Origin of the sequence: Dietzia alimentaria 72 (genome assembly GCF_000226215.1) — a bacterium.
GTDB lineage: Bacteria > Actinomycetota > Actinomycetes > Mycobacteriales > Mycobacteriaceae > Dietzia > Dietzia alimentaria.
On sequence record NZ_AGFF01000008.1, the window covers coordinates 16,836 to 26,514 of the forward strand.

A 9,679-nucleotide genomic window follows, 5' to 3' on the forward strand; every position below is an offset into this window, starting at 1 on the left:
GATTATCGGGCAACTCCTTTCTCGGCTGGCTGGGTGTTGTGGCAGGCCAGAGCCTGGAGCACTTCCCGACGGGCGACAGCGAATTTCTCGTCGCCGAGGAGGACTTCGCGGGGCCGGTCGTCGCTGAACCAGCCCGGCCAGGTCGATACCACGCGCGCCGGGGCGTCGGACTTGCTTCGTGCCAGCAGTACGACGCGTTCGGCTAGCAGCAACGCTTCATCAACGTCGTGCGTGACCATGACGAGGGTGGCAGAGGTGCCGGTGATCGTCTCGCGTAGCCACTGCTGGACGTCAGCGCGGGTGATCGCGTCGAGCGCACCGAGCGGCTCGTCAGCCAGCAGTATGGGTTTACGCGCCAGTAGGGCGCGCGCGAGCGCCGCACGCTGACGCATGCCCGCGCTGAGAGCTGAAGGTCGGGCGTCGGACCACGCTCCCAGGCCCAGGTGTTCCAGCATTCGCTCGGCCTCGGCGCGGGCAGCTCGCCGGCCCACCCGTTGGTTGCGCAGGCTGACAGCGACGTTGTCGAGCAAGCTCAACCAGGGCAACAGGCTGTCACCCTGAGGCATCAGAGCGCACGAATCCAGGCGTTGTGCAGCCTGGCGTTTGCCCAGAACGACGGCGGAACCCGTCGTCGGTTCGGACAGGCCTGCGATGAGTGACAGCAGCGTCGATTTGCCGCAGCCACTGCGTCCGACGACCGCTATGTGCTCGCTCGTCTGAACGGACAGGCTCAGGTCATCGAGAACGGGGCGCTGCGCGCCCGCGTACGTGTGGCCAAGGCCATCGAGAGCCACTGCCGGTGTTCCGGCTCCGCTCTCCACCGCGTTTCGGCTCACCACAGCGCGCGCCAGGTCATATGACATCCCTCCGCTCGTGTGAACGAGTTCAGGTTCAACGGGTGTGATCTCAGCCCCGTTCGGTAGGGGCACCCCGTGCCAACGGTGCTGATCGAAAAAACCAGCCCCATGCGCCCCCGAGAGGATTCGAACCCCTGACCAGCCGGGTAGAAACCGGATGCTCTATCCACTGAGCTACGGAGGCTTGCGACGCCCCATGCGAGGCGTCGCCGGGAGAATGGTAGCCGATCGCGGGGGAGCGTTCAGAAGGCGCGAATCGTCCCGCGGGCTTCCGGCTTCCTACGATGGAGGTCATGACGTCGTCTAAGTCCGCCGTTGCCACCGCCGGACGGTTCGGAACCCGCAGCATCGTTCCACTGGTCCTGCTCCTCGCGGCGGTGGCGGCTGCAGTGGTGGTTCCACTGTCGGCCATGTCCACGGACGTGGCGCTTGAGCTGATCGGTGTGCCGGACCCGGGCGTGCTCACCACGGCTGGACTACCCGCACTCCGGTCCATCGGCGAACTGCTGGCCTCGGTCGCCGTGGGTACCGCTCTGTTCGCGGCGTTCTTCACTCCGCCGCAGAAGGACAAAACGCTGGATGTGGACGGCTACCGGATGCAGCAGATCTCCTCGTGGGCCAACATTGCCTGGGCGGTGGCTGCGGCACTGCTCATCCCGCTCACGCTCTCGGACGTCTCGGGTCGCACGTTCTGGCAATCGATGCCGCCGGACCAGTGGATCGTGGCGATCAACCAGATCGATGTGGCGTCCTCGTGGCGATGGGCGGCCCTCATCGCGTTGATCGCCGGCATAGGACAGCGACTCACGCTGAGCTGGCGCTGGTCTGTCATCTGGATGGCGGTGACGGTGCTCTCGCTTCTGCCGGTGGCGGCCACGGGCCACGCGTCCGGCAGTACTGCCCATGACCTGGCCACGAACTCGCTGATCATCCACTTGCTCGCCGCTGCGTTTTATATCGGCGGGCTCGTGGCGGTAATCGCCCACACGATGCGTGGCGGCACCCGCGTGGCGCTGGCGCTTCGCCGCTACTCGGTGGTGGCCACGGTCGCCATCGGAGCACTGGCGTTCTCGGGTCTGATCAACGGGATCGTCCGCCTGCACCCCGCAGACCTGTTCACCTCGACCTACGGGCTGCTGGTGGTCTCCAAAGCGCTGCTGTTGTGCCTGCTGGCCCTGTTCGGACTGGCGGTGCGTCGCCGGGTGATCGCCAAGATCGACGGCACCAACGCCAACGCGCCCGTCGACCGACGGATGCTTCTGCGGATCGTCGTGGTCGAAGCGATGGTCATGGCAGGCACGCTGGGGTTGTCGGTCTCGCTGGGGCGCACCCCGCCGCCGGCACCGCTGTACGTGCCCACCCGGCAGGAGGCCCTGCTCGGCTTCGAACTGCCGGGACCTTTCTCGTTCAGCACGGTGTTCGGGCTCTGGCGCTTCGACCTGGTGCTGGGGCTCGCCGCGGTGATCCTGCTGAGTCTGTATCTCTGGGGGCTGCTGCGACTACACCGACGCGGTGTCTCGTGGCCGCCTGGCCGCACGGCCTTCTGGGTCGCGGGCTGCGTGTTCCTGTTCTTCACCACCAGCTCCGGCCTGGGCATGTACATGATGGCCGACTTCGCCAGCCACATGGTGGGCCACATGCTGATCTCGATGCTGGTGCCGGTCTTCCTCGCCCTGGGCGGCCCGCTCACCCTCGCCCTTCGTGCTCTACCCCCGAGTGGCCGCGGTAATCCGCCGGGGCCCCGCGAATGGCTGGTGGAGTTCATCAACAACCCACTGTCCAGATTCCTTACCCACCCGATCGTGGCGTCTGTGCAGTTTGTCGCCGGTTTCTATCTGGTGTACTTCGGCGGCTTCTACGAGGCGTTGGCTTCCGAGCATTTGGGCCACATGTTCATGAACGTCCACTTCCTCATCAGTGGCTACCTCTTCTACTGGGTGATCATCGGTGTGGACGCCGCCCCGCGTCACTTCTCGCCCATGTACAAGCTGATGGCGCTGCTGGGCTCGCTGCCGTTCCACGCGTTCTTCGGCATCCTGCTCATGAACTTCCCCACGGTTCTGGCAGAGGGGTGGTACTCGGGTATCGGCCTGCCCTGGATCCCGGATCTGCTGCAGAGTCAGCGGGTCGGCGGCGGCATTGCGTGGGCTGCGGGTGAGATCCCACTGTTCATCGTCATGGTGGCCCTGGCGTGGCAGTGGTACCAGAGCGATATGCGGGAGGCGAGACGCTCGGAGCGGCAGGCCGACCGTGACGACGACGCCGAGCTCAAGGCCTATAACGAGATGCTCGCGGAGATGGCCAGGTCGGACCGCCATCACTGAGACAGCGCTCGTCGTCGTCGTTCTCCCGGGTTGTATCCACACGTCCGTCGTTCTCCACAGGGAGGGTGCCGGGGACGTCCGGGAGGGGAGCTGACGACGACGAGGTGGGGCACGCTTCGGAACCGAGGCCGACGCACGGTCGGTCCGAGGTGACAGGAGTGAGCCCATGAACGAGACCACAACGACCGTCCGCGGAACCGTGATCACTGATCCCCGTACGCGGCGGGTGGGTGACGACCAGGTGTTCTCTTTTCGGGTAGCCAGCAACACGCGCTACCTGGATCGGCAGTCGGGGGAGTGGAAGACCGGCGGCACGCTGTACTTTTCGGCTAACTGCTGGGGACGACTAGCGCAGCGTGCGGCAACCGTCTTCTGCAAGGGCGACGGGGTGATCGTCCACGGCCGCCTGCTCACCAACGAGTACGAGAAGGACGGCCATCTCATGCGCGACCTCGAGATGCGCGTGACCGCCCTGGGCCCCGACCTGTCCCGGATGGACGTCACGGTCAAGCGCGCGGAGCCGGACTCCGTCGAGGGCGGCCTCCAAGGGATGGAGGCGACCGGCGAGCACGCCATGGAGATCGGTTCGCACGACCTCGACGAGGCCGGCGCGGACCAGGCGGAGACGGAAGAGTTCGCGGGGGCCGGCGCGGGCTGACCGAGTGGGGGTGGAGCAGGTGTCCGACGGGGACACCGGGGCCGCGGGCGGACACGTAACATGGAGGTCGTGCCCGCGGCCCGACCGCGGTGAAGTGAACTATTTGCGCAGGTGAGAGGGTAGAATGGCCGAGTTTATTTACACCATGAAGAAGGTTCGTAAGGCGCACGGGGACAAGGTGATCCTCGACGACGTGACGATGGCCTTCTATCCCGGTGCGAAGATCGGCGTCGTGGGCCCTAACGGGGCCGGTAAGTCCTCGATCCTCAAGATCATGGCCGGACTCGACCAGCCCTCCAACGGTGAGGCGTTCCTCGATCCCCAGGCCACCGTCGGCATCCTCATGCAGGAGCCGGTGCTGGACGAGTCCAAGACCGTCAAGGAGAACGTCGAGGATGGCCTCGGCGAGACGATGGTCAAGCTGCGTCGCTACAACGAGGTCGCGGAGGAGATGGCGACCAACTACACCGACGAGCTCATGGAGGAGATGGGGACGCTCCAGGAGCACCTCGACGCCGTCGACGCTTGGGAGATCGATTCACAGGTCGAGCAGGCGATGGACGCTCTGCGCTGCCCGCCTGGCGACTCGCCGGTCACCAATCTCTCCGGCGGCGAGATGCGCCGTGTAGCGCTGTGCAAGCTGCTGCTGAGCAAGCCCGACCTGCTGCTGCTCGATGAGCCCACGAACCACCTGGACGCCGAGTCCGTTCTCTGGCTGGAGCAGCATCTGGCCGCGTACCCGGGCGCCGTCATGGCCGTCACACACGATCGGTACTTCCTCGATCACGTCGCACAGTGGATCTGTGAGGTCGACCGCGGCAAGCTGCACCCGTACGAAGGCAACTACTCCACTTACCTGGAGAAAAAGGCCGAGCGTCTGGAGGTCCAGGGTAAGAAGGACCAGAAGCTGCAGAAGCGACTCAAAGCCGAGCTCGAGTGGGTGCGGTCCGGCGCCAAGGCTCGTCAGACCAAGTCCAAGGCCCGTCTGGCCAAGTACGAGGAGATGGCGGCCGAAGCCGAGAAGCACAGGAAGCTGGACTTCGAGGAGATCCAGATCCCCACGCCGCCGCGTCTGGGCAGTGTCGTGGTGGAGGTCAATGACCTGCAGAAGGGTTTTGACGACCGCATCCTCATCAAGGACCTGAGCTTCACGCTCCCGCGTAACGGCATCGTCGGCGTGATCGGCCCCAACGGTGTCGGTAAGACCACGCTGTTCAAGACCATCGTTGGACTCGAGGAGCCGGACGCAGGGACGGTGCGCATCGGTGACACGGTCAAGCTCAGCTACGTGGACCAGAACCGCTCGAACATCGACCCCGAGAAGTCGGTGTGGGAGGTGGTTTCCGAGGGCAACGATTTCATCGAGGTCGGCCAGAACGAGATGCCGTCGCGGGCCTACGTCAGCGCCTTCGGCTTCAAGGGCCCGGACCAGCAGAAGAAAGCCGGTGTCCTGTCGGGTGGTGAGCGCAACCGCCTCAACCTGGCCCTGACCCTCAAGGTCGGTGGCAACCTGATCCTGCTGGATGAGCCGACAAACGACCTCGACACGGAGACGCTGGGCAGCCTCGAGGGTGCTCTCGAGGAGTTCCCGGGCTGCGCCGTCGTGATCTCGCACGACCGCTGGTTCCTCGATCGGACCTGTACCCACATCCTGGCCTGGGAGGGCAACGTCGCCGAGGGGCAGTGGTACTGGTTCGAGGGCAACTTCGACGGTTACGAGAAGAACAAGATCGAGCGTCTCGGTGCAGATGCCGCCCGCCCCAGCCGGGTCACGCACCGCAAGCTCACACGGGACTGAGCATCATGAACACAAGCAGTGCCCAGGACTCGCAGGCGGGGGCCGTGCACCGGGTTCATATCCCGCTGCGGGTCTCCGACTTCGTGGGGATCCACGTCAACAACGTGCGGTTCCAGGAGTTCTCCCAGGACGCGCGGCTTCTCTGGTTCCGTGAGAAGTTCGACGTGCCTGGTTCGCGGGTGCCGATCGCGCTCGCCCGGTGGATGGAGATCGATTTCCGTCGCGTCATCGGGATGGGAGTGTCCGAGGTCTGGGTCGACGTGCAGACGCTGCGCGTCGGCCGGACCTCGTTCACCATGCGCACGTCGATCGGTACGGAAGCCTCGGGCGACGAGCCATGTGCTGTTATCGACACGGTGCTCGTGGTGACTGCGGACGACGAGGTCACGACACTGGAGATCACCCCCGAGGAGCGCGCGGCTCTACTCGAGGGTGGGGGGGAGTAGTCATGAGTCAGCCCACTCACGATTCGGACGTCGAGCCGTTCCGCTGCACGCTGCAGGTGCGGTGGGCCGACTTCGACCAGTTCGGTCACGTGAACAACGTCAAGTACATCGAATACGCGCAAGAAGCTCGGATTCTCTTCATCCGCAGTCGCTTCAGCCCATTCGGGTTGGGCAATCTTCCGCAGGTGGTGCGGCGGACCGAGATCGACCATCTCCGTCCCATCCTGCGCGATTCGACCTCCGTGGATGTGGAGATCCAGGTCGAGCACGTGGGCACTACTTCGTACCAGATCCGACAGACGATCTTCGACGCCGCCGGTGAGGTCTGTTGCACGCTACGTGTGGTGATGGTCGCCTACGATTCCTCCACCTCTACAGCCGTGGAGATCCCGGCAGGCGTGCGTAACGTCCTGCAGGCCGCCAAGCAGCGGACAGCGATCACCGAGCAGGGGGCGTAAAAGTGACAGAGCAGCTCGTCTACGAGACCGGGGGCCCACTCGGGGTCTCCGGTGAGGCGGGGCAGCGGGTCTACACGGCCGCTATGCCGGTGCGGTGGTCCGACCAGGACCTGTATCACCACGTCAACCACGCGCGGATGATCACGTTGATCGAGGAGGCTCGCATCCCGTGGTTGTTCGAGGAGGGCATCCCCACCGCCACACTCGCTGCCGGCGCGGTGATGACGGACCTCGAGGTGAAGTACCGCGGTCAGGTCAAGCATGCTGAAGGACCGGTTCGTATCCGTATGTGGTGCGAAAAAGTTGGCGGTGCATTATTCGTGGCGCGCCACCAGGTCCGCGGGCGTACCACCCCGGATTCGGCACCACCGGCCGTGGAGTGCACCGCAAGGATCGCGGCCTTCGACCTGAGCACGCAGCGTCCGCGCCGGCTCAGCAGGGCAGAGCGCGACTACCTGTCGAAGTTCGTCCACGAGGCGTCCGCATGACGGGCTCATCCCTCGATCCGTCCGGGGCGGATTCTGGGAAGATACGGATTCCCGATCCCGTGGATCGCGACGATGTGCGCACCCTGCTGCGCCGACTCCTGCGCCTCGACGAGGCCACGGTCGTCAGACTGACCCGCGGCGAAGAGGGTCGGTTGCGCATGTGGGCTCGTACGCCGTTCGGCACACTGGTCGTTCGCGGACTGGGGGGCGAGTGCCCCGGCGGCGACGTGGTCTGTGGTGCCGACCACTTACTCCATGAACTCGATGTCCTGCCTCGCGGCGACCGCGAGGGACTCATCGACCCGGGCATGCCGCTGGCCTCGGCGTGGCAGGGCCTGCTGCCACCGGCGGATGGATTCCAGCAGGTAGAGAACCTGCCTGCCCAGGTCCTGCTTGATCTCACAGATTCCGGACGCCGCGCGGCGCAGGAGAACGCCGGCCCCGCAGGGTTGCCGCCGTCGCTGCTCGACCAAGAGGCGCTGACTGTCCGCGCGGACTCAGACCACCCGGTGGGTGTGGACATGCGCACCGTGTTCTCCGTGGTCATGTGTGGCTTCGTTCCCGAACGCGAGGGGCGAGCGCCCGAGGGGGAGCCTGTCCGGGTGAGCGAACGTGGGGCCTGGCTGCGCCTCGACGCGCGCTACGGTACGGCGTTCCGCCGTACCGACGCCCTCACACTCGAACCTCTGCGGTGATCACACCGGGGTTCACGGTCGACTGGCCGGGGCGGGGCGAACCCGAATCCCCCGGCTCTCAGGGGCCGGCCCCCCGCGTGGAGGCGGTGATTCCCGACGACACCGGCGGGGAACACCGCCCTGTCGGCGCCGTGCTGGTGGGGGACGGGGCGCGGATCGCCGAAGCACAGGAAGAACTGTCCGAGTATGGTCTCGCGACCACGGGCCGCGCACAGCTGGTCTATCTTGACCCGCCTTACAACCGTGGCGGCCGCTTTGACGGATACCACGACAACATGCCCAGGCATGAGTGGCTCGGTTACATCGAGACCCGACTCACGGTGGCGCGTGACCTCCTCGCCGACACGGGAACCGTCTGGGTGCACCTCGACGACGCGGAGGCACATCGCGTCCGCTGCCTGCTGGACGAGGTGTTCGGGACCGAGGCCTTCATCGCGGACCTGACGGTCGAGAGCAATCCCAAGGGCAGGCAGCTCGACCGGTTCTTCGCAGGCTCCCACGACAGGCTCATGGTCTACGCCCGCGACCCGGACCGTGTCGACATGGCCGCCGGTGTCACCTCCACCGTGGACCCGGCGGACTTCCCGCACGTCGGAAAGGACGGCGTGAGTTTTCGTCTCCTGCCCCTGCGCAACACCAACAAGCGCTTCAACCCGCGCACCACTCCGACCATGACCTACCCGCTCTATGGCGATCCTGAGACCGGGGATGTCTCCGTGGACCCGGTCCCCGGGCTTGTGGAGATCCTTCCGGTGTTCGGAGATCTCACTCCGGCGGTGTGGCGCTGGTCGCGGACGCGTGCGGAGGAACGGGCCCATGAACTGGTGTGCAGGACCGTCCGTGGCCGCTCGGGACCGCGCGTGGACATCTACCAGCGAGACAGGCACGAGACGGGGCGCATCAAGAAGCTCAAGACGATTTGGTTGTCGCAAGAGGTCGGGTCCACCGACACCGCGCGGGCCGAACTGCGGGCCGCCGGTGTCGATTCGTTCCGCACCCCTAAGCCGGAGACGCTGCTGAGACGAATCGTCGATCTGGCCACCGGGCCGGGCGACCTGGTGGTGGACCTGTTCGCCGGCTCGGGAACCACAGCCGTGGCGGCACGCGACCTCGGCCGCCGCTGGGTTGTGGTGGAGCGCAACACAGCGACGGTTCGGGACGTTCTGCTGCCGCGGCTGCGGATCAGCGGAGCATGACGCTGCCGCCGTCGACCATGAGGGTCTGACCGGTCATATAGGAGGCGTCGTCGGACGCCAGGAAGACCGCGACGCGACCGATATCAGCCTCGGGATCGCCGAACCTGCGCATCGGATTCCCGGCGAGCAGCTTCTTCTCGATGCCCGGATTGGCCTCGATGTAGTTCTCCACACCCTCGGTGAGTGCAAGCGGCGAGATCACGTTGACGTTGATGCCGTCGCGCGCCCACTCATTGGCCGCGACGCGGCTGATACCGCGGATCGCTTCCTTGGCCGCCGCGTACGACCCCTGCGTGGGATGACCGTTGATTCCGGCGCCGGAGGCGAAGTTGATGACCGAGCCATCGCGATCCGCGAGCTGTGCGTGCGCGGCCTTCATCAACCAGAAGGTCGGGTAGAAGCCCGTGCCGAACGACAGGTCCAACATTTCCTGTGTGGTCTCCAGCAGAGGCGCCTGCTGGGAGGCGTGGGCGTTGTTGACCAACACATCGACGCCGCTGAACGCCTCGACAGCCGCCGCGACGATCTTCGCGGAGTTGGCCTCCACGGAAATGTCGGCGTTCAGGAAGCGGACGGAGTCGCCGAGCTCTGACACGAGCGCCTCGCCGGCCTGGTCGTTGATGTCTACGGCGAGGACCGAGGCACCTTCCTTGACGAATGCGCGCGTGATGCCGCGGCCGATCCCACCGGCACCTCCGGTGATGATGGCTGTTTTACCCGCTAGTCGCATCTTCGTAAACCCTTCATGATGAGTGCTGG

10 protein-coding genes, 1 tRNA gene and 1 riboswitch are annotated in these 9,679 nt (G+C 65.7%); of the genes, 8 read left to right on the forward strand and 3 right to left on the reverse strand.

All coding sequences use genetic code 11. From position 1 onward, the window contains the following. Positions 1-2 precede the first annotated feature (2 nt). Positions 3-863, reverse strand: a complete 861-nt coding sequence (locus tag ON04_RS04650) for an ABC transporter ATP-binding protein (protein WP_010540423.1) — start codon at positions 861-863, stop codon at positions 3-5. Further along, a riboswitch (TPP riboswitch) is annotated at positions 846-943 on the reverse strand. (Overlaps the previous gene by 18 nt.) 25 nt (positions 944-968) lie before the next feature. Further along, positions 969-1,041, reverse strand: a tRNA-Arg gene (locus tag ON04_RS04655). A gap of 109 nt (positions 1,042-1,150) precedes the next feature. Between ON04_RS04655 and ON04_RS04660 the strand changes: the two genes are divergently transcribed. The 8 genes from ON04_RS04660 (at position 1,151) to ON04_RS04695 (ending at position 8,920) form a co-directional block, all read left to right on the forward strand. Then, positions 1,151-3,181 (forward strand): bifunctional copper resistance protein CopD/cytochrome c oxidase assembly protein, encoded by a 2,031-nt coding sequence (locus ON04_RS04660; protein WP_010540424.1) that lies wholly within the window; start codon positions 1,151-1,153, stop codon positions 3,179-3,181. Between the two features lie 166 nt (positions 3,182-3,347). Further along, a complete protein-coding gene (locus ON04_RS04665) occupies positions 3,348-3,839 on the forward strand; it encodes a single-stranded DNA-binding protein (RefSeq protein ID WP_010540425.1) in 492 nt (163 codons plus the stop codon). Between the two features lie 124 nt (positions 3,840-3,963). Next, positions 3,964-5,637 (forward strand): energy-dependent translational throttle protein EttA, encoded by a 1,674-nt coding sequence (gene ettA, locus ON04_RS04670; RefSeq protein ID WP_010540426.1) that lies wholly within the window; start codon positions 3,964-3,966, stop codon positions 5,635-5,637. Positions 5,638-5,642: 5 nt separating this feature from the next. Continuing rightward, a complete protein-coding gene (locus ON04_RS04675; protein WP_010540427.1) occupies positions 5,643-6,083 on the forward strand; it encodes an acyl-CoA thioesterase in 441 nt (146 codons plus the stop codon). A 2-nt stretch (positions 6,084-6,085) separates the two neighbouring features. Beyond that, positions 6,086-6,541: an acyl-CoA thioesterase gene (locus ON04_RS04680; RefSeq protein WP_010540428.1), complete on the forward strand. Its 456-nt coding sequence runs from the start codon at positions 6,086-6,088 to the stop codon at positions 6,539-6,541. Between the two features lie 2 nt (positions 6,542-6,543). Next, on the forward strand, positions 6,544-7,029 hold the full coding sequence (locus ON04_RS04685; RefSeq protein WP_010540429.1) for an acyl-CoA thioesterase: 486 nt from the start codon (positions 6,544-6,546) through the stop codon (positions 7,027-7,029). After that, positions 7,026-7,724, forward strand: coding sequence for a DUF8185 domain-containing protein (locus ON04_RS04690; protein ID WP_050815261.1), 699 nt, complete (start codon positions 7,026-7,028; stop codon positions 7,722-7,724). Before ON04_RS04685 ends, ON04_RS04690 begins: the two co-directional genes overlap by 4 nt. Continuing rightward, positions 7,721-8,920: a site-specific DNA-methyltransferase gene (locus tag ON04_RS04695; RefSeq protein ID WP_010540431.1), complete on the forward strand. Its 1,200-nt coding sequence runs from the start codon at positions 7,721-7,723 to the stop codon at positions 8,918-8,920. The genes ON04_RS04690 and ON04_RS04695 overlap by 4 nt, the downstream gene beginning before the upstream one ends. Here the strand turns inward: ON04_RS04695 and ON04_RS04700 are convergent. Next, positions 8,907-9,650 (reverse strand): SDR family NAD(P)-dependent oxidoreductase, encoded by a 744-nt coding sequence (locus ON04_RS04700; protein ID WP_010540432.1) that lies wholly within the window; start codon positions 9,648-9,650, stop codon positions 8,907-8,909. The two genes, ON04_RS04695 and ON04_RS04700, sit on opposite strands and share 14 nt — an antisense overlap. Positions 9,651-9,679: the final 29 nt, after the last annotated feature.